The following is a 23,335-nucleotide window of genomic DNA, read 5'->3' as shown; positions in this document are numbered from 1 at the left end:
CCGCCAATTTGGCGGTCTTTTTTGGCTAAAACCCCAGTTTATATTTTCCTTCTACAAGTGCAAGGCTTGCATTAAAGGTTTGTCCGTTTTCTGCAACGAAGCCTTTGATCATATTTGTTTTGCCTTTTGTACATAGAAGCTTGATCTGGCTAGGTGTTATTTTTTTCTTCAAAAAGTAGCCGTTGAATGTTTGATTACAGCCATTTTTATATTCTGTGCAACCATAAAAACTTTTTTGAGCAATGATAGAGCCTTTTTTGCATTGTGGACAAAGTACGATTGGCTCTCTATTAAACTTGGAAGAAGTTTTTTTAGAAGGTGGTAATTGTATCGTAATCTTTTTTGCCTCTAGTTGTTTCGGAACTTCTTCTAATAAGCTGTGGATAAATTTCGCGATACTTCCAAGGAAACGTTCCTGTGAACCTTCTCCATTGCCAATTTTCCTTAAATAAGCTTCCCATTTTGCGGTCATGGATGGACTAGCAAGTAGATTACCTTCAATTGCTTGGCAAAGGACACGTCCTTTATTTGTAATGGAAACAATGTTTTTAGAAACATCTATATAGCTGTGGCGCTTAATCGTTTCGATAATTCCACTGCGAGTTGCCTCGGTTCCAAGCCCTTCTACTTCTTTTAATATTTCGGTTTCATTTTTATCATCCACAAGTTTTCCACAGGTCTTCATCATCGCGATAAGCTGACCTTCTGTGTATGGTTTTGGAGGGAGTGTTTTTCCTTCTTTTATTGAGATATCACTTTGAACTATTTCCTGCATTGTAAGTGGAGGAAGTGTCGGTTCATCTTTCTCTTTTTCAGATTTTGTAAATAATTCTTTCCAGCCTTTATCACGCTCCGTTTTTCCAGTCGTGAAGAAGGGAAGTCCGTTGACGTCAGTTGTCACTTTCGTTTCGGTATATGCATAATCTCTATGAAACATCGCAAGGGTTGTGCGAACAATTTCCTCATACATATTCCTTTCGATGCTAGATAGTCTCCCTAAAATAGCCTCGGAAGGAATCTTTTTAGTTGGAATGATGGCGTAATGCTCTTGCACTTTGGAGCTATCCACATAACGTTTCTTTGGAGCGAGTGACGCAACGGGAAAGTTATGCCCAATAAGTTGTTGATAATCATTTACTTGTCCAGCTAAATATGCAAATTCACTTGGTGTAATATGTCTAGAATCAGTACGTGGATACGTAACTAGCTTCTTTTCATAAAGAACTTGCATCGTTTTTAACACATTTGCAGGACTAGTTTTCCACAAGCGATTTGCTGTTGCTTGTAATGTGGATAACGAGTGCAGCTGCGGAGGTGGAATGCGTTTATCTAATTGCTCCACAGAAGTAATCGTTCCAGGTGAATTAGGAAGTATTTCATGTTTGGCAAGCAGTTCCCGAATCGTTTCTCTTTTGGATTCTTTTTCCTTTGCTTTTCCTTTATAAACACCACGTTCTGCAGTAAAAGTGCTTTCAATTTCAAAAAATGGCTCTGATACAAAGTTCTCAATTTCTAATTGACGTTGATAGATTAGATAGATGGTCGGTGATTGCACTCGTCCAATTGGAAACACTTCTTGGATACCTTGCTCTTTTAATAGCAATGTATACAATCGTGAACCGTTCATACCAACAAGCCAGTCACTAATTTGGCGAGCTTTTGCTTCTTCGTATAAGAGAAGGTCTTTTTGGTTATCTAGTAAATTTGAAAACCCTTTTCGTACTTCTTCGACTTCGAGTGAATTTATCCACAATCGTTTAATTGTTTTTCCTTTTGCACCCGTTTGGTTGTATATACTATAGAAAATATTCGAGCCTTCACGGTCCACATCACATGCGTTAATGACAGTACTTGCTTCTCGAATAAGCTTTTTCACGATAGAAAACTGCTTGAATTTTCCTTTTGCAATTTGAAATTCATAGTGATCAGGCAAAATAGGTAAGCTTTTAAGTGACCATCTATTCCATTTCGGATCATATGCTTTTGGTTCTTTTAGTTCAACGAGATGACCGATTCCCCATGTAATATACGCCCCAGCTGGGAAAATAGGGGAAGGTAGGATTTCTAAATAACCTTCATGTCGTTTGACAGAAAAAGCATCCGCATAAGCCTTTGCTTGGGATGGTTTTTCGGCTAGGATGACCGGTTTCATGACCACACCTCTTTTCTTTTTGAGATGAAACGTTAGTTCTATTATTATCGCATAAATTGAAGGGAAAGGTTAAGGGGAATAATGATTTTTAGTCACCTTTGATATTTTGATTTAAAATATAACAATCGAACCTGTTGAAAAAGGAAATAATAGAAAACGGATAGTGCTTGATATATATTGGATTTAACTTAACTTTACTTAGGGGTGGGAAAATGAGAGATATTTCGATATTAATTGCTGAAGATGAGGAGGAAATTGCTGATTTAATCGCCATCCTTTTAGAAAGGGAAGGCTACCATGTTATTAAAGTATCGGATGGACAAGAGGCTGTTCGTGCCGTAGAGACTCAATCGTTTGATTTGTTGATTTTGGATATTATGATGCCAAAAATGAATGGATATGAAGTAACCGGCCGCATACGCGAACAGCATAATATGCCTATCATATTTTTGAGTGCTAAAACATCTGATTTTGATAAAGTGCAGGGATTGGTAATTGGAGCAGATGATTATATGACTAAACCATTCGCCCCAATAGAATTGGTTGCTCGTGTAAATGCTCAGCTCCGACGTTTTATGAAACTAAATCAATATCAAACAAATACAGAAAATAAAACATGTTTGGAATATGGTGGTTTAGCTATTTCTCCTGATCAGCATACAGTTACTCTATTTGATGAAAGCATTGAGCTAACGCCGAAAGAGTTTGATATTTTGTATTTATTAGCAAGTCATCCAAAGAAAGTTTTCAGCGTAGAAAATATTTTTCAGCAGGTATGGGGTGAATCATACTTTGGAGATGGTAATACCGTTATGGTTCACATACGTACGCTTCGGAAAAAACTTGCAGAAGATAAACAAAAAGACAAGTGGATTAGGACAGTATGGGGAGTAGGGTATACGTTCAATGGTTAAAATGATGCGCGGTTTTCGTTCAAAGATGGTGTTTTTATTTGGTTTAAGTATGCTTCTATCAGGTGCCATAACGTATCTAACCTTTAAAGGAATGCAATGGTATTATCAGACATCGGTTGATTATGGGGACCAGTTGGCTCAACTACGTATATTCATTCGTAACATAGGCGACATTAACTTCTTTTTGTTGCTGTTTATCCCGCTTGCAATCTTGTTTTTTTATTTGCTAACGAAGCCCTATTCTACCTATTTTGATGAAATTTCAACTGGAATTCACTACCTTGCCCGAGGTGACTTCAAACACAAGGTACATATCCAATCAAATGATGAATTTAGGGATATTGCGCAAGACATTAATTTGGCAAGCGAGAAATTGAAAGAAGCGATTCAACGAGGAGATTTTTCGGAAAGCAGTAAGGATCAATTGGTTGTAAATTTAGCTCATGATTTGCGGACTCCACTTACCTCTGTTTTAGGATATTTGGATTTGATCCTAAAGGATGAGGGTTTAACTATAGAACAAGAAAGACATTTTTTAGCGATTGCGTATACTAAATCGCAACGTTTAGAAAGTCTAATTGATGAATTATTCGAAATAACAAAAATGAACTATGGAATGCTACAAATTGAAAAAAAGAGAATAAATTTAACTAACTTACTTAATCAATTAAAGGAAGAATTGTATCCTATATTAAAAGAAAATCATTTGATAGCACGGGTGAATAGTACGCCTCATCTACCCATTTATGGTGATGGAGATTTGATAGCACGTGTGCTTGAAAATCTTATGATGAATGCAATTCGTTATGGAGACGATGGACAGTATGTTGATATTAATGGTTTTATCGATTCAGATGAAGTGGTAGTTCAAGTTGTGAATTATGGAAATAGCATTCCTACAGATGAAATCCCACATCTCTTTAATGCGTTCTATACTGGAGACAAAGCAAGAACTTCGCAAGGAAATGGCACAGGTCTTGGCTTGTTCATTGCAAAGAATATAGTTGAGCAGCATAATGGAACGATTTCTGCCGATAGTAGTCTAATAAGTACGATATTTGAAATCCGTTTACCGCATGATAATATACCAAATAACGAGCAAGTTTAAAATTCCAATAAATTTAAGAAAAATTTAAAGTTTACCCCACTTCCTTTTTAAGAAGTTTTTCCTATTCTATGAATTAGTAGATCAAGGAGGAAACAATAAATGAAGAAGTGGGGATTTTTTTTATTTTTGATAGCATGTTTGGGTTTTGCATTTATTTATATAACACCGATTTTTCAAGACAAAGTAGAGATTCAACAATATGATCGGGAAGAAAACGACATTATAGATTATCAAGATGATTCCGAAAGTATCCAACAGCAAGAAATTACAAAAGAGCAAATCTATCAAGGAAATTTACTTTTGGTCAACAATGAATATCCAGTTCACGAAGAGAGTATTAAATCGGACGTTGTCAATTTATCTAGTCACAATGAATTGACAGAGGGATACGTGTTATTGGGGAGTGAAATTTATTTGTCAGAGGATATTGCACGTATATTCTCTGACATGATTGCTGCCGCGGGAAAAGATGGACTTCATGCTTTCGCCACCACAAGCGGATTTCGTAGTTTTGAGGAACAAGATATGCTCTATCAACAAATGGGTTCTGTCCGTGCGTTACCGCCAGGTTATAGTGAACACAATTTAGGTTTATCACTTGATGTAGGATCTACTCAAATGAAAATGGAGGATGCTCCCGAAGGAAAGTGGATAGCAAAAAATGCTTGGAAATACGGCTTTATTTTACGTTATCCAAAAGATAAAACTGATATTACAGGAATACAATATGAACCTTGGCATATTCGCTATGTCGGTCTGCCACACAGTGCAATTATGTATGAAAAAAAACTTGTTTTGGAAGAATACTTGGATTACCTAAAAGAAGAACAGGACATTTCTGTTAATGTCGATGGGAAAAAATATATTGTTTCCTATTATCCTGAAAATCAAGGAATGACAATAAAGGTACCTGTGAATCACCATTATGAGATTTCAGGCAACAATATGGATGGAGTAATTGTGACCGTGTATGAATGATAGGGGAAAAGACTATCAGCATTAAAAATGTAAATGAATTTGTTAAATAGTTACAGTTAAGAAGGGTTTTGTTAAAAGAAGGATTTATAATTGATGATAGGATGGGTTCGATTCGATATTTCGACTAAATCTCGTACAAATATCTACACTTGAAGTTTTAAGAAGATACGATCAAAATTATTATTAAGGTTTTTTAACTAGAATGGACATGGGGTAGGAATAATTTAATTCCTACCCCTTTTTACTTTGAAATTGCACAAAATTATAAGTCCTAATTTAGGTTTATGTACACTCTAATATTTAAGTGCATTAATAGAATTAGTGGAATACCCATGGGTCAAACATATGGCACTAGCTGGGAAAATTGGAGAAGGTAATATTTCTAGATAACCATCTTGTCGCTTAACAGAAAAAGCATCTGCGTAAGCTTTTTCCTGGCTAGGTTTTTCAGCAAGGATGATCGGTTTCATGACAACATCCCTTTGATTTCAGTAATTGAAACATTAGTTCTTATATTATCTCATAAGTAGTAATTAACATCACTTAGAATTGAGTCCGAATATTTTTATCATAAAAACTTGAGACATAAAAATTTAATGTTCTTCCCGAAGAAATCAAAACAGGAAAATTTTAAAAAGAGTTTCTATGTTAGATAAAAACATAATTTTCCCTAATATTTCTTTGCTCTCTATCTCTACCCACGACCGGGACCAATTTCCTGTTTCTTTCAATGTTGGTTATAATGAACTACTCTTTTCTGTTAGGGAGTACTCGATAATAACAGGTACTTCAGGTATAACATCTCGTTTTACAATTCCCTGCTGTTCTAAATCTTTTAGGCTTTCAGACAAAACTTTTCCACTAATTCCGATAGAGAATTGGAGAGTACAAAATCGGTGTGTTCCTGATAATAATTGATAGATGATTAAAGCCGTCCAGCGCTGACTTAAAGAGGGACGGCTTTTTCAAATCGGGGACAAATATCATGAGTACCTAATAACTTATTTGACAATAAAAACTTACTAAGGTATAGTTGCTTACATAAAGTAACTTAATGAAGTATAGTTACTTAAGTAAAGTAATTGAAGGTAGAGGAGAATAAAGAAAATGAATAAAAATGATGAAGGTACGGTAATTTTACGCGTGATTTTAGGTCTTACTTTTTTCATTCACGGATTATCTAAATTTCAAGGAGGCTTAAGTAACGCGGTTGGTTTTTTTGATAGTCTTGGAATTCCAGGGTTTACAGCTTATGTCGTTGCAGTTATAGAGTTAATCGGCGGTATCTTGTTGATACTTGGTATTGGAACACGAATTATTTCCATATTGTTTGCTGTTATTATGCTAGGGGCAATTTTCTCAGTAAAAATATCTGCAGGATTTCTTGGAAATGGTCAAATGGCAGGGTATGAATTGGAACTAGCATTACTCGCTATGTCGATTTTTCTCTCTATTGCAAGCAGTTCCCGTTTCTCGTTAGGTAATAAATTATTTCCTACTAATGGGAAAAGCTAAATAGAAAATTTCATAGTAAGAAATAAATTGTATAGGTGGTTATGAAAGTGGGATTTTTACAAAGACTATTAGGTAGAACAAATGAGGAGGAAAATACAATGACAAATGAAAAATTAAGAATAGGTATTGTTCAAGGTAGTGTGCGTGAAGGACGAAATGGTGATGCTGTAGCAAAATGGGTAAATGATTTTGCGGTAAAACGCAATGATGCAGAGTATGAAATTGTAGACCTTGCAAACTACAATCTTCCATTCTTAGGTTCAGCATACGCACACCCAGATGCGGAAGGACAAATAAAAGCTTGGTCAGAAAAAATGGCTTCTTTCGATGGCTATATTTTCATAACACCTGAATATAATCATGCAATTGGTGGAGCACTAAAAAATGCACTAGACTTCTTGAATCCAGAATTGAACAATAAAGCAGCAGGATTTGTTGGATATGGTAGCTTGGGAGGCACGCGTGCACATGAAAACCTACGTCTGATCTTAGGTGAGCTGCAAGTTGCTGACGTACGTACAGCAGTTACATTCTCCCTGATGTCTGACTTTGAAAACATGAGCGTGTTCAAACCTGCTGATTATCATGCGGACAACGCAAACGCTATGATAGACCAAGTCCTTTCTTGGAGCGGAGCTTTAAAAACTGTGCGATAATTGTTTTGTTGCCAAGTACCAACACAACTCAAAATTGTGATGGTTCTTGGCATATTTTTATTTAGCCGAGACATAATTGATTAATGTGAAATAATGTGAAGTTAGGAGATGATGTTCATGCAAAATGAAACAAAGAAATCAGGTATTGAAATTGGTATCTATACGTTTGGAGATCTTGGTCCAGATCCTCAAAGCGGCAAGAAAATCGGAATTAAGCAACGTCTTCAAGAGGTAGTAGCGGCAGCGAAATTGGCAGATGAAGTGGGGCTTGATATTTTTGGAGTCGGCGAACATCATCGCTTGGACTACGCATTGTCGGCTCCGGCAGTTGTTCTTGCTGCTGTTGCACAACATACAAAACGGATTAAATTGACAAGTGCAACGACCGTTTTAAGTACGGTTGATCCTGTTCGTTTATTTGAAGACTTTGCGACGCTTGATTTACTTTCAAATGGCCGTGCTGAAATTATTGCAGGTCGTGGTGCTTTCGTAGAATCTTTTCCGCTATTTGGCTATGATCTAAGCGACTATGATGAGCTGTTTGAGGAAAATATCCAGCTACTTCAACAACTGAATACCAATGAAATCGTCAATTGGCAAGGATCTTTTCGTTCTTCACTAAATAATGCCATGATTGCGCCTCGTCCAGTCCAAGAGAAATTACCGATTTGGGTAGGTGTAGGAGGAACGCCAGAAAGTGCAATTCGGGCAGGGAGACTAGGAACAGGATTGGCTCTTGCCATACTCGGTGGGGATCCGATTCGATTCAAGCCTCTCGTTGATTTGTATCGCCAAGCTGGAGCAGAGGCAGGACATGCGGAAGATGTATTAAAAATAGCGGTGACAGGACATACATTTATCGCAAAAACATCGCAACAAGCAAAAGATGAATTTTATCCATATTACGGAAATTATTGGGGATATATCAATAAACAGCGAGGAATGGGTACGATGATGTCCCGTTCTGATTTCGAGTATATGGCTAGTCCCGAAACTGGGCTATTTGTCGGAAGTCCCCAACAAATTATCGAAAAGATTCTCCACCAGCATGAATTATTTGGACATCAACGATTTATTGCACAGATGGATATTGGAGGTTTGCCGTTTTCCAAGGTCGCTGAAGGCATTGAAATGCTGGCGACGGAAGTGGCACCGGTTGTTCGACGAGAAACCGCAAAGTGAATGTTCATCATGACTCTAGTGACTGTTATTAATTTAGCAGTCTAAGAAAGTGGGACCACCTATTATCGAGTGTTCGACAATAGGCAGTCCCACTTTTTCATTTCTGCAAGTCGATTATTAAGAAACGTGGGAGCAGTTCGCTTGGATGTGTAAAACTTTACCAAGGCGTCATTTGAGGTAGTCTAGTCATTAGAAGAATTCTTTCTTCACTTTTTAACACGTCTGTTGTTTATCCTTTTTTTGAATTTGTGCTAATAAGAAAAAATGAATACCATTGTATACTAAAACACTCGTTTTTGACTTGCTTTACGTCCTCATTCGTACTTTACATAAATTGCGGGGATAGGTTACTATGAAAATATCATTTCTTGTGAAAGGAGGACAATGGATGCATGGACTTGAATGAGGCATTACTACTTCTGTTGACCCACGGACTGCCAATTTTATTTTTGACTTATATGGCAGCGGATTTACTTCTCCGCAATAAAAGAAAAACGGAACACATTTTACTAAGCCTTATTGCTTTTTGCTTTTTATTACTATTTGCGGAAGAGTTTGTGAGAAATCAGGTCTCGATAGAATATAGTCCTCTGCTTTCTTCTCTTTGGCTAATTAGTGTAGGTCTTATTATCCCTGGATTATGCTTTCACTTTCTTATAAAATTTACAGGTCTTCATACAAATTGGCCTCGTTTTCTGTATCCATATATATTTTATGTACCTCTGATTTTTGGTATCTTAAATATTTTCACTGGTGGTAAATTGGTCTCTACACAGGACTTTTTTGAAGTGGGGATGTGGAAATATCCAATCTATAATGAGAGCTATTACATAGCCATTACCGTTGGTACTATCATAGATATTCTTTACTTAATCCCTTTATTGATTGCAAAATCCAAGGCGAAAATGGAAGAACAACGGGCAATCTATCAGCAACTGATAGTAGCGGTTTATGTAGCGATTATATTAAATATTGTATTGGGCTATTTTCCATACGAAAACATGCTACCGCCCAATTTATTTATATACGCTGGAATCGTTTGGTGTTATTTCCTACGTCGTATAATGAAACAACATGATTTTCTTAATTTGTACGATAAACGTTATGAAAAATTATTTCGTTTAAATCCAGACGCTATTCTGCTTCTTGACTTTAAAGGGATCATTCATGATGCAAATCCTGCAGCAACAAAATTGCTTGATAATTTGAATCTCCGACAAGAGCAATTATTTGCTTTGCTAGACGATATGTTAAAGGAACAGCTTTTAACCGAAAAAGAAATTAAAGATTATGCTCTGAGTATTTCAAATAATGATGTTCAATTTTTATTGCTCGTCAATGCAGATTATATATTGGTGGACAATCAAATGCATATTCTATTAATCCTCCAAGACGTAACGTTACAAAAACAATATCAAAGGGAAATCGAATTTCTCGCTTACCACGATACCTTAACACGCTTACCAAATCGGCGGTTGTTTAATATACAATTAGAAGCAGCGATGGAAACATGTCGAAATGAACAGCAAACACTTACATTACTTTTAATAGATATCGATAGTTTCAAAAGTTTAAATGATACATATGGTCACCAAGTAGGGGATGAATTGCTTCAAGTTACCGCACAAATATTGCAAGATGCGGTAAAGGATACGGGAGATGTTGCACGACTAGGTGGGGATGAATTTGTCCTTTTCCTACGAGATGTACATTCCAAACAGCTAACGAATCAGTTTATCGAACAATTACAATCAACATTTTCACAACATATTACAACAACCCATCCTGATTTACCTATCTCGCTTAGCGTTGGTATCAGTCAATTTCCTGAAGACGGAGAGGATGGACAAACACTTATGCATCATGCTGACCAAGCCATGTATGCCGCAAAGCGAAGTTTTAAATTTGGGGTTTCCAGCAAAAGGGGAATACACGAATAGCTTACCGAATGGGAAACACATTCAGTAGGCTATTTTTGTTTGGGTGCCTGGCACCCAAAAATTAAATAGCGAAGTCAGAAATTTCAAATTTTAAAGGTGATAATGCATGTATCGCAACGATGCAGCTAACTTAATCCAACTAGTAATTGAACCGTGAATGTGCTAAAGGCATGTATCATGGTTTTTTCTTTTCTTATTTAAGTTTATTTGAGAAGTTACCTTTATTCTAAAGTTAAGATAGAGAGATTGTATAAATGGGAAAGTCCTTGGGTATTTGGAAATTAGGTAATCGCGCTAATTATTGTCATACATCTCAAGAGCGCTGGCTACAGAATTACCCAGGAGGTTGGCAGCTTATGTTTCCCAATGCTGGGGATGATAGTTTTTATAATGGTGTTACTTATAATTATCATGGCGAAGCATGTCAAGTTCCATGGAGGTATGAATTTGTTAATCAAACGGATTTAATAGTTGTAATTAAGTTTTCAACAAGGCTTTATAAAACTCCATATTCAATTGAAAGAATTGTAACGATAGATGTGACAGAGCAATCTCTTCGTGTGGAGGAAAGCATTACAAATAATGGTGAACAAGATTTGTTTGTAGAGTGGGGGCAGCATATTGCTTTCGGTGAACCATTTATTGGACCAGGAACTAGATATGCCAGCGAAAACGATAGAGTCTGCAGAACAAGATGCAGTTTTATCACGTTTAAAAAAGGGTGTGCATACTTGGCCAATTGAAGACCTATCTAGTGACCTAAGTGTTGTACCTTCAAATAAGGCGACGGATTTTGCTATTTTAAAAGATTTAGATAGAGGAATCTATTCAATAAGCAATCGGCAATTGGATTTAAGTGTAGTTGTAGAGTGGGATCAATAAATCATGCCTAATGTTTGGTTATGGCAAGAATTTAATGGTCTTAAAAACTATCCGTTCTATGGAGCTTGCTATGTTATGGGGGTAGAACCAAATTCCGCATCGCATCACGAAGGGTTAATGGAATCTATTCAAAAAGATGAAGCAATTGAAATTAAGGCTAAGGAAACAAAAACATTTGATATGAAATTGTCATGGATGAAATGCAAAGTACATGAATTTAACGAATAAATTAGGAGGTTTTCTTTTATGTACAATGATTTGAAGGACAAAGTATTTATTGTAACGGGTGCAACGCAAGGAATTGGACGAGCGATAGCAATTCGTCTTGGCAAAGAAAAGTGTAAAGTTGTAGTTGATTATCATGACGAAAGTAATGAATCTTTGGCAAATGAAGTTGTTAGTGCTATAAAAGAAATTGGCGGACAGGCTGTGGCGTGTCGGGGGGATGTTAGTGAAGTTGATACAGTAAAGAAACTGGTTGACGTAGCTGTTTCCCATTTTGGGACATTACATGGGATTGTTAACAATGCAGGCATTCAATCTGAGTACTCGTCTGAGAGCCTACCGGTAGATGAATGGGATCGTATTATGAATATTAATTTGCGTGGAGCATTCTTAGGATGTCAAGAAACGATTAAATACTTGCTTAAGCATAATATAAAAGGAAGTATCGTCAATATATCTAGTGTTCATCAAAGAATTTCCAAACCAAATTTTGTACACTATGCTGCTTCAAAGGGGGGCATTAAAATGATGACCGAAACATTGGCACGGGAATATGCAAGTAAAGGTATTCGAATAAATAGTGTTGCTCCCGATGCAATAGCTACTCCGATGAATGCAGAGTTTTTTGAAGACCCAGTAATCACTAAAGAAATTATTGATAAAATTCCATGTGGTGTAGTTGGTAACTCGGAAGAAATTGCCGCACCAGTTGCCTGGCTTTTATCACAAGAAGCAAGTTATGTTGCAGGAGCAACTTTATTTGTAGATGGTGGGATGGTTTTATATTAAATAAGGTAGGAAACGATACCCAAAATATGTGCACCTTGAAAAAAGTCTGCGAATTGGGGCTTTCACGCTCGCCGAATCTTACAAGAGCATAATGTTAAAAACGACCAAACCATTTTTGAATTGGTTTGGTCGTTTTATGTTTGTTATCTTATTTTACATGGTGGACTTCCTTGTTTCAGAGTGAATCTAAAATAAAACAATGTATAAGGACGCTTGGGTTACTTTTATCTAATGGTGGATATTTTGTGAAAAATGAATGAGCTTCAAAGCTCAGAAACTCGTGAACATTCGGTGAAAACGGACTATTGAAGTGGGGATATGATAAAATGAAAATAGTTTGATTAGTAAATATGAGAAAAAAACTGGAGTGGAATAATGTATGAAAAAGGGTTTGTTTTTAGCATTTGTCTTAGTACTAAGTCTAGTTTTAGTAGCTTGTAACGGCGATAGTAGCGCACCAAATGAAGAGGGAAAACAGGATATTAAAGAAAAGGTTCATGCATATAGTGTTGGTACTTTTGAAGATGTAACTGCCTCTATTACATCACATGAATTGATTGTGACGGATAATGGTAAAGAGACTTCTTTCGATCTTCCAGAGGACGAGTTTTTTGTTTCGATTGCACCATTTGTTAGCTCTACGCATGAATGTGGTATCCACAGTTTGACGGGATGCCAAGGAGAATTAGTTGAAAAAGATTTTGATGTGCATATTCAAGATGCAGAAGGCAATGTAGTGATGGATGAAACGATTACATCTTTTGAAAATGGTTTTATCGATCTATGGTTACCGCGTGATCGAACATATCAAGTAAAAATCGATTATGACGGCAAAACAGTGGAATCTGAACTCTCTACTTTTAAAGGTGACAATACGTGTGTCACAACTATGCAATTAACATAAAACATAATCAATTACGCATTGGCGTAATTGCGTCAAGATTTTTTCGAGCTTGCTCGAAAATCTCCTCTGAAAATCTGTGACATCCGCCGGAGGCTTTATCTCCGTTCTGCGGGGGCTTTCGCTGGACGAAGATAAATAATTTGAACCGTGCGTGTGCTAAGGCATATATATCGGTTCTTTTTCTTTTCTAAAGTATATAAGCCTATTTAGTTGAGGATATATCATTTGAGTGGTAAAGTGATGTTGAGGTTAGTGAGGGGGATAAGTACATGAATCATGTTTATAGCGATGTTATTCAGTTTAAAGGGAATCATTATGATTTCGGTTATAGGCAAGGTGAACTGTTAAAGGAGTCTCCTATTTTATTTAACCGTGAAAAGCAATGGGCTATTACAAGACGACGTCATTTTACGATTAATGCACAAGAGGCGATTCAATTATTTTCTCGATTTATGCCGAGTATGTTGGATGAGCTGCAAGGGTTGGCAGATGCGCTAAATTGGACGATGGAGGATGCTCTAAGAGAATTTGGCGGTTATTATGTAGAGTATGAGAAAAGTGGATGCTCTATTTTAACAGGTTCTGAATTTATCATCCGAAATTATGATAGCCATCCAGGTTATTATGAAGGGCGGTATATGATTTACCAACCTACGGATTCGGGATATGCAACGATAGGTCCTTCTATGCAAATAACAGGACGTACCGATGGGATGAATGAAAAAGGACTTGCAATGGGCTATAACTTTATTAATCGAGTTGGATCAGACAATGGATTTGTTTGTAATATGATTGGCCGAATTATTTTAGAAACTTGTGCTAATGTAGAGGAAGCTATTGCTTTATTGAAGGAAATTCCTCATCGAACATCATTTAGTTATGTTTTGATAGATTCGAGTGGCGAAACATTTGTTGTAGAAGCTTCACCAAGAAAGGTAATAGCGAGAAAGTCGAATATTAGTACGAACCATTTTGAAGTATTAACAGAAGAAAATCGTTATCGAACGGATGATTCGTTAAGAAGGCAGAAAGAATTGGAGAGCCAGAGAAGTGATAATTTAGATGTATACACGGCATATCAGCTATTGAATGATAAAGAAAAAGAGATATTTGCTCACAAATATGATGCTTCTGCTGGAACTATACACACATCTGCTTATCTTCCAAGAGATAGGAAAGCTTTGTTTGCAATTGGTGGCAATCAAATGCCGGTTATCTTTGATTTTAATCGTTATTTAGCAGGGGAAAGAATACATGTGACACGGATCAAAGGTATGCTTAACTATCATACATCCTTTGTTAATATGGATAGGATTTACGACGAATAACTCCTATTTTTTTGTGTAAAAATGTTAGTTATCACTAACTCTCATTAATTGATCTATTGGAGGGAACGGAATGCAAAAGACTTCAGATAAAATACTTCATGCAGCATTAACATTAATGCAAGATAAAGGCTTTCAAGCGGTTTCTATAAAGGAAATAGCGCAGCAGGCGGATGTCAGTGAAATGACCGTCTTTCGACATTTTAAAACGAAAATGGGTGTTTTTGAATCAGCGGTAGAAAAATTTTCCTATATTCCATATTTTGAAGAAATTTTTTCCAATCAAATCGTTTGGGACTTGGAAAAGGATTTGACATTAATCGCAAAGTCTTACTTCGATTCGATGAATAAAAATAGAGCCATTTTCTTAATTGCAATTCAAGAAAGAAGTGATTTTCCAGAACTAAATCATGTGATTGTTAAAAATACGATGCAGCTTAAAAATTTAATCATCGCCTATTTCACTTCTATGCAAGAGAAAAATCAAATGAAAGAGACGAATGCAGAAGCGCAGGCAATTATTTTTTTAACTACTTTATATGGATACTTTTCATCTACCTCTTTGTGGAAGGACCATTTCTTGCATGAATGGGAAGAATCTTTTTTAACTAATACGATTCAATTATTTTGTGAAGCACTAAAAAAATAAGTAAGATAGATAGGAGTTTATAGTAAATGTTATCTGAAAAAAAATCATTTAATCGAAATCTTATTGTTGGGATTTTATTATCAGCGTCTTTTGTTACGCTTTTAAATCAAACGTTAATCATAATAGCGATTCCGCCTATTATGAATGATTTTCACATTAATGCTAGCCAAGCTCAATGGCTGACAACAGCATTTATGTTAACGAACGGTATATTAATACCAGTCACCGCATTTCTTATTGAAAGGTTTTCGAGTAAACATCTTTTAATAGCAGCGTTAAGTGTTTTTTCCATTGGGACGCTCATTGGAGCAGTCGCACCAAGTTTTTCTGTGTTACTTGTAGCAAGAATTATTCAAGGTATGGGAGCAGGAATTATGATGCCGTTAATGCAGACGGTTATGCTCACTCTTTTTCCACCTGAAAAAAGAGGATCTGCAATGGGGATGGTTGGTCTCGTTACAGGCTTTGCGCCTGCAATTGGTCCGACATTAGCAGGATGGCTTATTGTTCAGTATTCATGGCGTTCTCTATTTTATACGGTACTTCCAGTTGCTTTAATCGTTCTTGTGTTAGCAATTTTCTTAATGAAAAACGTAACGGAACAAAAGCAAGTGAAAATAGATTTTGCATCTGTCATTTTCTCGACTTTTGGTTGGGGAGGTCTGTTGTACGGATTTAGTATTGCCGGTACAGCTGGTTGGACGAGCGGACAAGCTATTGGCGCAATTAGTGTCGGACTGGTAGCATTAGTTATATTTATCACAAGACAGTTGAAACTGAAACAACCAATGTTGGAATTCCGTGTATTTAACTCGTCTATGTTTACGATTACAACGATATTGTCCGTCTTTGTGTTTGCCATTATGGTAGGAACTCAAACATTATTACCTATCTACGCACAGGATGTCGCAAGCTTTACTGCACTTGAATCGGGATTAATGCTTCTTCCTGGGGCACTGATCATGGGCTTTATGTCACCGGTTACCGGTAAAATATTCGATAAATTTGGTGGGAAATGGCTTGCAGTCACTGGTTTTTCATTCATTACGACGGCATTGATTTTATACGCTAACTTGTCACTTGATGCAACACTTGTATGGATTGCGAGTATATTTGCTGTTTTAATGGTTGGTATATCAATGATTATGATGCCTTTAATGACAGCGGGTATTAATGCACTACCTCCGCATCTCATTCCTCATGGTACAGCAATGAATAATACCATTCGGATGGTTGGTGGATCGATTGGAACTGCAACACTCATTTCTGTCATGAGTTATGCATCTTTAAACACAACACTTCTAGAGCCTAAACAAGCAGCGATGGAAGGGATTCAAAACTCGTTTATGTTGGCGTCTGTACTAGGGATTTTAGGTCTTCTATTGGCATTTCGTATAAAAAGTAAGAGTGGAAAGGCGGAAAAAAGATGAATTTAGAGGTAAGTAAAGAAGCAGCTGAGTGGTATAAAAGTGAAATGGATTTGGAACAAGGCGACTATGTTCAATATTATATGCAACTTTACGGTGGAATCCCGACGGCACATCCGAATTATTCTTTAGGTATGTCCGTTGGAAAAGAAGGAAGCATCGCTGTAAAGACTGAAGTTGAAGGAATTACTTTTTACTTTAATGAGGTTAATTCCTGGTTTTTGAAGGAATTTGATATGAAAGTTATTTTGGGAAATGAAGAGTTAGAATTTATTTGTAAAGAAAAATAGAGGCTGCGAGACATCAATTGCTTCATAAGTACAAATGTTTTACCCCTGTAATCGTTGGAAACAACTAATGATTACAGGGGTATTTTTTTAAAGTGTATGGATGAGTCACTTATAGTGCAAATAAAGGTTTAAAAATAAAGACAATCTAACCTATGAGTTCTATCTGACGTTAAGTATTCAATCAGTAGTTGAAACAAAGAAAGTTGCGTTCAAAATACTTCCTTATTCGATAGCCATCACTATTATTTATAAAGAACTTAAACTTTCAAATAAAAGAAAAAAACCTGTACAAATCAAAAGGATATACGTAAAGATTCTAAACATCCGTTGATTAATCCATTTGAAAATAATTTGGCCAGTAAATAAACCTATAAATAAGATGGGAATTGCGTAGAGACTTGATAGCCATATTATTTTGCTAGTTCCAGTGAAGAGGATTTGGCTTACTAGGCTGATGAAATATATAAAGAGGTAAAAAGCTAAAGTAGTTGCTCTTAACTTTCCTTTTTCAGTATCTGTTCCTGTAAAGTAGAGCAATAACGGTGGACCAGGCATACCGATACTGGTCGTCAAAACTCCAGAAATTCCCCCAACTAAGAAATCCCTGAACGGCGTGGATTTGACCTTCAAATTGCATATTAATAACAAAGTTAATAGTAAAAGAAGTATACTAACTCCTAATTTTAAAACATTAATGTTAATCGATATAAAGATTAATATACCTAATGGTACACCTACAATACTGCCTAAAGTAATTCTTTTTAACAGAATGATATCGATATCATTTCGTATTTTCCATATTAATGCCGCTGAAATAATTAGAGATAAAATAATGTTTATTTGAATAGCTTCTTGAGGTAGAAATAGCATTAACAAAAAAGGTGTCGCCATTATAGAAAAACCAAATCCTGTGCTTGATTGCAATATAGAAGCTACTAATATAATACATATGAAAATGAGTGCAATCTCCAAAATAATCCTCCAAATCTAAAAGTATACTTATTAGAATTATATCATTTTTAAAGTAAACTTTTATGTAGCAGGTGTCGTATTCTTATATAAACTTAAGGAGTCTCCCGAATCTCTTTATGCTAAAGTAAAAATAAAGAGATGGTACTAGGAGTTGGATTGTTTTGGAATATAATAGAAATACGATTTATATATGGAAAGTACTTGTGATTGCAATTTTGTTTGTCTTGGTACTTACGGTTTTGCGTTTATTTTGGATAGCAGCATTTGAAGATGCGGATCAACCTCAAATTGTTGATGGGGAACTTGATTTGCGAAATTGGGATTTTTCAGATGACCCATCGATCACATTAGATGGTGAATGGGAGTTTCAACCTTATACATGGCTTATAGATAACAAGGATACCGATGCGAAAGATCCACAGTATATTACCGTTCCAGGAAATTGGGGTACTTTGTTGAACCCGGAAGACCATAGTACATATGGTTATGGTTCATATCGTTTACGCATTCTCGTTGATTCAGCGAGTAATTCCATTTATGGTATTCGGATTTCTAGTGTTCGAAGCGCATCAGAATTGTATGCAAACGGACAGCTGCTAGAGAAGTCGGGAACAATCGGGGAGAGTGAGGAAAATTCTGTTGGATGGAATGTCCCTTACACTTCGTCTTTATTCATGAACGATGATGGTGTGATTGAAGTGGTGATCCAAGCGTCAAATTTTCAGGCACCTGATAGAGGTGGGCTGATTCGATCGGTTAAATTTGGAACGAAGGATGCAATTGCTCGAGAGGTTAAGCTTTCTGAAACCTTACAACTTATCACATCTGTCATATTTATAGTGCATGCATTATTTGCCTGTATGTTATTCTTGGGAGGGTTTAGGGATAAAAGATTACTTTACTTTGCCGTAGTAACGGTTGGTACGATGCTCTATTATCTATTGGCGAGTGATGAAAAAATTCTACTTGACTGGCTTCCGCTTGGTTATAATTGGGCATTTAAACTAACTTGTCTTTCTATGCTAGCCTCGGCGTATGCGCTCATCCAATGTGTGAAGCCTCAATTTCCAGCACTTTTACGCAAGTATGTTCATTACCATGCTATTCTTTGCGGAGGAGTGGCATTGTTGACTATTATTTTACCTTTACATTACCTTTCTGAAATTTCAAGCTTGTGTTTTGTAATCGTGATAGTTTCGGCGCTACTCGCTGCGTTCGCATTGCTCCGGGTATCCTTTGCAACTGATCATGGAAATTATTTATTGATAATGTCCATTATTTCGATGGGCAATCACTTTGTATGGGCGGGTATTTTTACAGTAACAGGCATTAAAGTAATGTACTATCCGATTGACTTAATATTATCTGTTGCTTTTTTAGCGGCCGTTTGGTTTAGGCATTATCATCAATTGCATGTAGAAACGAAAAAGCAGGCAAAGAAATTACAGCAGGCAGATAAATTTAAAGATGAGTTTCTTGCCAATACCTCTCATGAGCTTCGCAATCCGTTGCATGGCATATTGAATATGTCGCAAGCAGTGCTCGAAAGAGAGAGAGGGACATTGGAAGCTAAAAGCTTAAGTGATATGGAAGTTGTATTATCTGTTGGGCGACGCATGTCACTCTTGTTAGATGATTTACTCGATGCGACGAGCCTAAAGGAAGGCGGTCCTAAACTACAATTGAAGCCCTTTTTCATACAGACAGTTATCTCGGGTGTAGTAGATATGCTTCAATTTATGATGGAAGGAAAATCAATCCGAGTTATCAATGGTATTCCAGATAGTTTTCCACCTTTATTCGCGGATGAAAATCGGGTAATCCAAATTGTATTCAACCTCCTTCATAATGCGGTGAAATATACAAACGAAGGTGAAATTACAATCGAGGGGTATGTGAAAGGAAAGAATGCTCACATTGTTATTTTGGATACAGGAATTGGCATGGATGAGGAAACGATGCAAAATGTGTTCACTCCTTATGAGCAAGGGCATCACAGCGAATCAGTGATTAAAGGAGGACTTGGGTTAGGACTAGGCATTGCAAAACAATTAGTTGAACTGCATGAGGGAACTTTACAAGCTCACTCTACTTTAGGGACGGGCTCAGAATTTACTTTTACTTTACCGATATCGGATGCACCAATCGCTAACGATGTGAGCGCATCCGATGATAGTGTGAAATTGGTAGTCGCTGAGACTTTAAGCCAACTTGAAGCACAACAAGAACTTGTTGACGATCTACCAAGAATACTGGTTGTAGATGACGATCCGATTAACTTGCAGGTCATTAACAGCATCCTTTCATCAGATCATTATGAAATTCTTACAGTAACAAGTGGTGAAAAAGCATTGGTGGCATTACATGCAAAAGAATGGGATTTAGTTATTTCAGATGTCATGATGCCACAAATGTCTGGATATGAACTAACTCAAAAGATTCGTAAAATTTTTTCAATGACAGAACTTCCGGTACTTTTGCTTACTGCAAGAAGCCAGTCAACTGATATAGAAAAAGGTTTTTTGTCAGGTGCCAATGATTATGTAACAAAACCTGTGGATGCTTTAGAATTAAGGTCGAGAGTTCGTACTTTGACAAGTGTTAAACGATCTATGCATGAGCGATTACGAATGGAAGCAGCTTGGCTCCAAGCACAAATCCAACCCCACTTCCTATTTAATACATTGAATACAGTAATTGCTTTGAGTGAAATCGATCTAAAAAGAATGAATAATGTTTTGGAAGCTCTTAGTCGTTTGCTGTGGAAGAAATTTCAGTTTGATAATATGAATGAGCTTACACATATCGAAGAAGAAATAACTCTAATTCAAGCTTATCTGTTAATCGAGAAAGAGCGATTCGGTGATCGTTTGCGTGTGGTATGGGAGATAGATGAGGGATTGGATCTAATGATTCCTTCCTTAACGATTCAGCCATTGGTCGAAAATGCTATAGGTCATGGCATTATGAAGCGTATAACAGGCGGTCAATTGACAATCCGAATTTCAAACTATGATACATATGTGGAAATTTCGGTTGAAGACGATGGCATCGGGATAGATGAAACTGTATTAACAGGTTTGCTGGAAAGAACACCAAGCAATCAATCAGGAATTGGTTTGTTGAATACAGATCTTCGTCTAAAACGACTATTTGGGAAAGGTCTTCAAATCATAAGCGCGCCTAACGAAGGGACAAAAGTAAATTTTATTGTTTACAAAGATTTTGAGGATGTGAGGGAAGAGTAATTGTAAATACCAGATTCTAAAACAATTTTGAATTCGTGCTCTTAAATGATATACAGTAGAGGGATAAGTACTTGTTTAGAAAGGTGTGGTGGGGTGAAAAAAATATTAAAGATAGGAGCAATCTCCATAGTATCTTTAATCCTATTAACTATTTTGCTATTTGTTGTATCTCCAAAACCGACTGCTTTATTAATACATAAATTATTTGAAAAAGGGGTAGCGGTGAAGCCGGATAACTATGATGAAATAGAACGCATGACAAAGGTATATACGGATATTTCCTATGAATCTAATTATAAAGAAGGATATTTGGATATTATTACACCGAAGGAATTTGAAGGGGAACTGCCAGTCATTTTTTGGGTGCATGGCGGAGCCTTTTTAGGTGGAGATAAGGCAGATGTTACAGAGTACGCAGTGCAAATTTCCAGTAAAGGATATATAGTCGTTAATATGAATTATGAGCTAGCACCAGGAGCTACTTATCCAACACCTTTACATCAAGTAAATGAAGTATATACATTTATAAAGAGCGAAGCTAAGAATTATGGAATAGATATGGAGCAGATTTACTTTGCAGGAGATTCTGCTGGTGCTCAAATTGCTAGTCAATTTGTAAATATTCAAGTGGATAAAAGTTACGCGAAGCTAGTAGATATTAAAGGCGTTGTGCCGCCAGAAACGATTAAAGCTGCACTGCTATTTTGTGGACCTTATGATGTAACTCGTTTTGGAGAAATTAGTGATAATTTTCTTATTAGTTTTATATTTAAGAGAGTTGGTTGGGCATATATAGATGATAAAAACTGGTTGGAATCCGATTCTGCCAATCATGCTTCTATCATTGAACATATTTCGGGTAATTTTCCGCGTACATTTTTAACGGATGGTAATGTTGGTTCGTTTGAAGATCAAGGGATGGAATTGCAAAGAAAATTAGAGAAAATCGGTGTTCCTGTACAAGCTGTTTTTTATTCGAAAGAGGAAGCGGAGCTAGGGCATGAATATCAGTTTATTATGAACACCCCACAGGCTGAAAATACTTATGATGAAATGATCCGCTTCTTACAATCTACAAGTGATACAGAAAATAAATAAAGAGGGATGAAAACGCTGAACTATTATGTTTAGCGTTTTTCCATTTCTAATAAAAAATAGTATCGTCAAATAGATTTATCACATGTCTATTATTTTCTTTCAGTTTTCTTTCATTTTCATATGTTAACCTTTCTTTGAAACAACTATTTGACGAATGATGGGGATAAAAGAAGCTTGAACAGATGAATTCAGGGAAGTTGTGTATGGAGAGGTTACGAACAGAGAATAGTTTAGAGGAGAGATTAAAGTGATAAGTAAATGGAGTGTTTGTGCGTCAAAAATAAAAAGTAGTATTTTTCGGAAAGAAAGTATTCTTTTGATCATGATATTATTAGTAACCGCACTATTAAGTAGCTTGTCCGTAAATGCTGCAACTGAAAATGGGTTTGTCTATGATGACAATGGAGATGGGACGACTGTAAAGATTACAGGCTACACTAGTCCAACTGGTCCAGAGAAATCTTTAAACATTCCGGAGACGTTAGGTGGGAAAAAAGTTACATCAATTGGAATAAATGTGTTTGCTAGTAAGGATTTAGAAAGCGTGACAATTCCAGATGGTGTAACAACTATTGCTTACGGAGCATTTTCTAATAACAAATTAACGCATGTAACGATTCCAGATAGTGTAACGACTATAGGTGGACATGCATTTAGCCGCAACAAATTAAAGGACATAGTGATTTCGGAAAATTTGACCGCAATTGAAGAAAATATATTTAGCGTTAACGAATTAGAAAACGTCATAATTCCGAAAAATGTAAAAACAGTTGATGGCCCAGCATTTTATAATAATCCATTAAAGACTGTGGTATTTGAAGGTACTCTTACTCTACCTGATCCGATTCTTACTTTCTATCCTGAGAGTACAAAATTTAAAGGATGGTTTTTAGAGAAGGCTTTTAGTACCCCTTGGAATAATTCTGTTCCTGGGTCAATGACTATTTATGCGAAGTATATCTATACAATTTCATTTAATGCAAACGGAGGGACAGCAGTAGCCCCACAAGATGTTGCACCTAATGAAAAGGCAACACCACCAGTAGCCACGACAAACCCCGGTTATACGTTTGACGGATGG

The 23,335-nt window shown here is 36.5% G+C and carries 21 protein-coding genes and 1 pseudogene; 18 read left to right on the top strand and 4 right to left on the bottom strand.

What is annotated here, in order from left to right:
• Positions 1 to 25: 25 nt before the first annotated feature.
• Complete coding sequence (locus RUH95_RS16730; protein WP_313894040.1) at positions 26 to 2,152, bottom strand: type IA DNA topoisomerase; 2,127 nt, start codon at positions 2,150 to 2,152, stop codon at positions 26 to 28.
• A 212-nt stretch (positions 2,153 to 2,364) separates the two neighbouring features.
• Here RUH95_RS16730 and RUH95_RS16725 point away from each other — a divergent pair, with 212 nt between their 5' ends.
• The 3 genes from RUH95_RS16725 (at position 2,365) to vanY (ending at position 5,152) form a co-directional block, all read left to right on the top strand.
• Positions 2,365 to 3,066: a response regulator transcription factor gene (locus RUH95_RS16725; RefSeq protein WP_313894039.1), complete on the top strand. Its 702-nt coding sequence runs from the start codon at positions 2,365 to 2,367 to the stop codon at positions 3,064 to 3,066.
• Positions 3,059 to 4,174: a sensor histidine kinase gene (locus RUH95_RS16720; RefSeq protein ID WP_313894038.1), complete on the top strand. Its 1,116-nt coding sequence runs from the start codon at positions 3,059 to 3,061 to the stop codon at positions 4,172 to 4,174. Before RUH95_RS16725 ends, RUH95_RS16720 begins: the two co-directional genes overlap by 8 nt.
• A 99-nt stretch (positions 4,175 to 4,273) precedes the next feature.
• A complete protein-coding gene (gene vanY / locus RUH95_RS16715) occupies positions 4,274 to 5,152 on the top strand; it encodes a VanY-A/VanY-F/VanY-M family D-Ala-D-Ala carboxypeptidase (RefSeq protein ID WP_313894037.1) in 879 nt (292 codons plus the stop codon).
• Positions 5,153 to 5,445: 293 nt separating this feature from the next.
• Here the strand turns inward: vanY and RUH95_RS21580 are convergent, their stop codons facing one another.
• Together RUH95_RS21580 and RUH95_RS16705 are read right to left on the bottom strand one after the other, a co-directional pair.
• The gene (locus tag RUH95_RS21580) at positions 5,446 to 5,622 is read right to left on the bottom strand and encodes a hypothetical protein (RefSeq protein ID WP_313894036.1); all 177 of its coding nucleotides are present in this window, start codon (positions 5,620 to 5,622) and stop codon (positions 5,446 to 5,448) included.
• A gap of 144 nt (positions 5,623 to 5,766) precedes the next feature.
• A pseudogene (locus tag RUH95_RS16705) lies at positions 5,767 to 6,134 on the bottom strand (winged helix-turn-helix transcriptional regulator).
• A gap of 125 nt (positions 6,135 to 6,259) precedes the next feature.
• Between RUH95_RS16705 and RUH95_RS16700 the strand changes: the two are divergent.
• The 12 genes from RUH95_RS16700 to RUH95_RS16645 all read left to right on the top strand — a co-directional run bounded on the left by RUH95_RS16700 (position 6,260) and on the right by RUH95_RS16645 (position 16,936).
• Positions 6,260 to 6,667 (top strand): DoxX family protein, encoded by a 408-nt coding sequence (locus RUH95_RS16700; protein ID WP_313894035.1) that lies wholly within the window; start codon positions 6,260 to 6,262, stop codon positions 6,665 to 6,667.
• Between the two features lie 98 nt (positions 6,668 to 6,765).
• Positions 6,766 to 7,323: an NADPH-dependent FMN reductase gene (locus RUH95_RS16695; RefSeq protein WP_313894034.1), complete on the top strand. Its 558-nt coding sequence runs from the start codon at positions 6,766 to 6,768 to the stop codon at positions 7,321 to 7,323.
• Between the two features lie 117 nt (positions 7,324 to 7,440).
• On the top strand, positions 7,441 to 8,505 hold the full coding sequence (locus tag RUH95_RS16690; protein ID WP_397469519.1) for an LLM class flavin-dependent oxidoreductase: 1,065 nt from the start codon (positions 7,441 to 7,443) through the stop codon (positions 8,503 to 8,505).
• A gap of 392 nt (positions 8,506 to 8,897) precedes the next feature.
• Entirely contained in the window at positions 8,898 to 10,445 is a 1,548-nt protein-coding gene (locus RUH95_RS16685; RefSeq protein ID WP_313894032.1) for a sensor domain-containing diguanylate cyclase, read from the top strand.
• Between the two features lie 356 nt (positions 10,446 to 10,801).
• Entirely contained in the window at positions 10,802 to 11,188 is a 387-nt protein-coding gene (locus RUH95_RS16680) for an aldose epimerase family protein (RefSeq protein WP_313894031.1), read from the top strand.
• Between the two features lie 142 nt (positions 11,189 to 11,330).
• Complete coding sequence (locus RUH95_RS16675) at positions 11,331 to 11,555, top strand: hypothetical protein (RefSeq protein ID WP_313894030.1); 225 nt, start codon at positions 11,331 to 11,333, stop codon at positions 11,553 to 11,555.
• Between the two features lie 18 nt (positions 11,556 to 11,573).
• On the top strand, positions 11,574 to 12,341 hold the full coding sequence (locus RUH95_RS16670; RefSeq protein WP_313894029.1) for an SDR family oxidoreductase: 768 nt from the start codon (positions 11,574 to 11,576) through the stop codon (positions 12,339 to 12,341).
• 379 nt (positions 12,342 to 12,720) lie between these two features.
• Positions 12,721 to 13,245 carry a CueP family metal-binding protein gene (locus RUH95_RS16665; protein ID WP_313894028.1) on the top strand — a complete coding sequence of 175 codons (525 nt, stop codon included), beginning with the start codon at positions 12,721 to 12,723 and terminating at the stop codon, positions 13,243 to 13,245.
• A gap of 269 nt (positions 13,246 to 13,514) precedes the next feature.
• Complete coding sequence (locus RUH95_RS16660) at positions 13,515 to 14,573, top strand: C45 family autoproteolytic acyltransferase/hydrolase (RefSeq protein WP_313894027.1); 1,059 nt, start codon at positions 13,515 to 13,517, stop codon at positions 14,571 to 14,573.
• A gap of 70 nt (positions 14,574 to 14,643) precedes the next feature.
• The gene (locus RUH95_RS16655) at positions 14,644 to 15,219 is read left to right on the top strand and encodes a TetR/AcrR family transcriptional regulator (RefSeq protein ID WP_313894026.1); all 576 of its coding nucleotides are present in this window, start codon (positions 14,644 to 14,646) and stop codon (positions 15,217 to 15,219) included.
• Positions 15,220 to 15,245: 26 nt separating this feature from the next.
• Positions 15,246 to 16,649, top strand: coding sequence for an MDR family MFS transporter (locus RUH95_RS16650; RefSeq protein ID WP_313894025.1), 1,404 nt, complete (start codon positions 15,246 to 15,248; stop codon positions 16,647 to 16,649).
• Complete coding sequence (locus RUH95_RS16645; protein ID WP_313894024.1) at positions 16,646 to 16,936, top strand: HesB/YadR/YfhF family protein; 291 nt, start codon at positions 16,646 to 16,648, stop codon at positions 16,934 to 16,936. Before RUH95_RS16650 ends, RUH95_RS16645 begins: the two co-directional genes overlap by 4 nt.
• Before the next feature lie 246 nt (positions 16,937 to 17,182).
• On the opposite strand, the gene RUH95_RS16640 is transcribed toward RUH95_RS16645, so the two are convergent.
• Entirely contained in the window at positions 17,183 to 17,908 is a 726-nt protein-coding gene (locus tag RUH95_RS16640; RefSeq protein WP_313894023.1) for a sulfite exporter TauE/SafE family protein, read from the bottom strand.
• Positions 17,909 to 18,069: 161 nt separating this feature from the next.
• On the opposite strand from RUH95_RS16640, the gene RUH95_RS16635 reads away from it, so the two are divergent.
• The 3 genes from RUH95_RS16635 to RUH95_RS16625 all read left to right on the top strand — a co-directional run.
• The gene (locus tag RUH95_RS16635; RefSeq protein ID WP_313894022.1) at positions 18,070 to 21,156 is read left to right on the top strand and encodes an ATP-binding response regulator; all 3,087 of its coding nucleotides are present in this window, start codon (positions 18,070 to 18,072) and stop codon (positions 21,154 to 21,156) included.
• Positions 21,157 to 21,249: 93 nt separating this feature from the next.
• Positions 21,250 to 22,254 (top strand): alpha/beta hydrolase, encoded by a 1,005-nt coding sequence (locus RUH95_RS16630; protein WP_313894021.1) that lies wholly within the window; start codon positions 21,250 to 21,252, stop codon positions 22,252 to 22,254.
• Between the two features lie 247 nt (positions 22,255 to 22,501).
• Positions 22,502 to 23,335 (top strand): leucine-rich repeat protein (locus RUH95_RS16625; protein WP_313894020.1); only part of this gene is annotated, 834 nt, incomplete at its 3' end.

Origin of the sequence: Psychrobacillus sp. (genome assembly GCF_032154225.1) — a bacterium.
In the GTDB taxonomy this organism is placed as follows: domain Bacteria; phylum Bacillota; class Bacilli; order Bacillales_A; family Planococcaceae; genus Psychrobacillus.
This window is presented reverse-complemented; position numbering and strand designations above follow the sequence as displayed.

What these genes read in the sequence shown, in the direction of transcription:
- RUH95_RS16730 (WP_313894040.1), bottom strand. Translation starts at nt 2,152, where the DNA reads ATGAAACCGGTCATCCTAGCCGAAAAACCATCCCAAGCAAAGGCTTAT.
- RUH95_RS16665 (WP_313894028.1), top strand. Translation starts at nt 12,721, where the DNA reads ATGAAAAAGGGTTTGTTTTTAGCATTTGTCTTAGTACTAAGTCTAGTT.
- RUH95_RS21580 (WP_313894036.1), bottom strand. Translation starts at nt 5,622, where the DNA reads ATGAAACCGATCATCCTTGCTGAAAAACCTAGCCAGGAAAAAGCTTAC.
- RUH95_RS16645 (WP_313894024.1), top strand. Translation starts at nt 16,646, where the DNA reads ATGAATTTAGAGGTAAGTAAAGAAGCAGCTGAGTGGTATAAAAGTGAA.
- RUH95_RS16660 (WP_313894027.1), top strand. Translation starts at nt 13,515, where the DNA reads ATGAATCATGTTTATAGCGATGTTATTCAGTTTAAAGGGAATCATTAT.
- RUH95_RS16720 (WP_313894038.1), top strand. Translation starts at nt 3,059, where the DNA reads ATGGTTAAAATGATGCGCGGTTTTCGTTCAAAGATGGTGTTTTTATTT.
- RUH95_RS16680 (WP_313894031.1), top strand. Translation starts at nt 10,802, where the DNA reads ATGTTTCCCAATGCTGGGGATGATAGTTTTTATAATGGTGTTACTTAT.
- RUH95_RS16695 (WP_313894034.1), top strand. Translation starts at nt 6,766, where the DNA reads ATGACAAATGAAAAATTAAGAATAGGTATTGTTCAAGGTAGTGTGCGT.
- RUH95_RS16655 (WP_313894026.1), top strand. Translation starts at nt 14,644, where the DNA reads ATGCAAAAGACTTCAGATAAAATACTTCATGCAGCATTAACATTAATG.
- RUH95_RS16675 (WP_313894030.1), top strand. Translation starts at nt 11,331, where the DNA reads ATGCCTAATGTTTGGTTATGGCAAGAATTTAATGGTCTTAAAAACTAT.
- RUH95_RS16685 (WP_313894032.1), top strand. Translation starts at nt 8,898, where the DNA reads ATGGACTTGAATGAGGCATTACTACTTCTGTTGACCCACGGACTGCCA.
- RUH95_RS16650 (WP_313894025.1), top strand. Translation starts at nt 15,246, where the DNA reads ATGTTATCTGAAAAAAAATCATTTAATCGAAATCTTATTGTTGGGATT.
- vanY (WP_313894037.1), top strand. Translation starts at nt 4,274, where the DNA reads ATGAAGAAGTGGGGATTTTTTTTATTTTTGATAGCATGTTTGGGTTTT.
- RUH95_RS16700 (WP_313894035.1), top strand. Translation starts at nt 6,260, where the DNA reads ATGAATAAAAATGATGAAGGTACGGTAATTTTACGCGTGATTTTAGGT.
- RUH95_RS16690 (WP_397469519.1), top strand. Translation starts at nt 7,441, where the DNA reads ATGCAAAATGAAACAAAGAAATCAGGTATTGAAATTGGTATCTATACG.
- RUH95_RS16670 (WP_313894029.1), top strand. Translation starts at nt 11,574, where the DNA reads ATGTACAATGATTTGAAGGACAAAGTATTTATTGTAACGGGTGCAACG.
- RUH95_RS16725 (WP_313894039.1), top strand. Translation starts at nt 2,365, where the DNA reads ATGAGAGATATTTCGATATTAATTGCTGAAGATGAGGAGGAAATTGCT.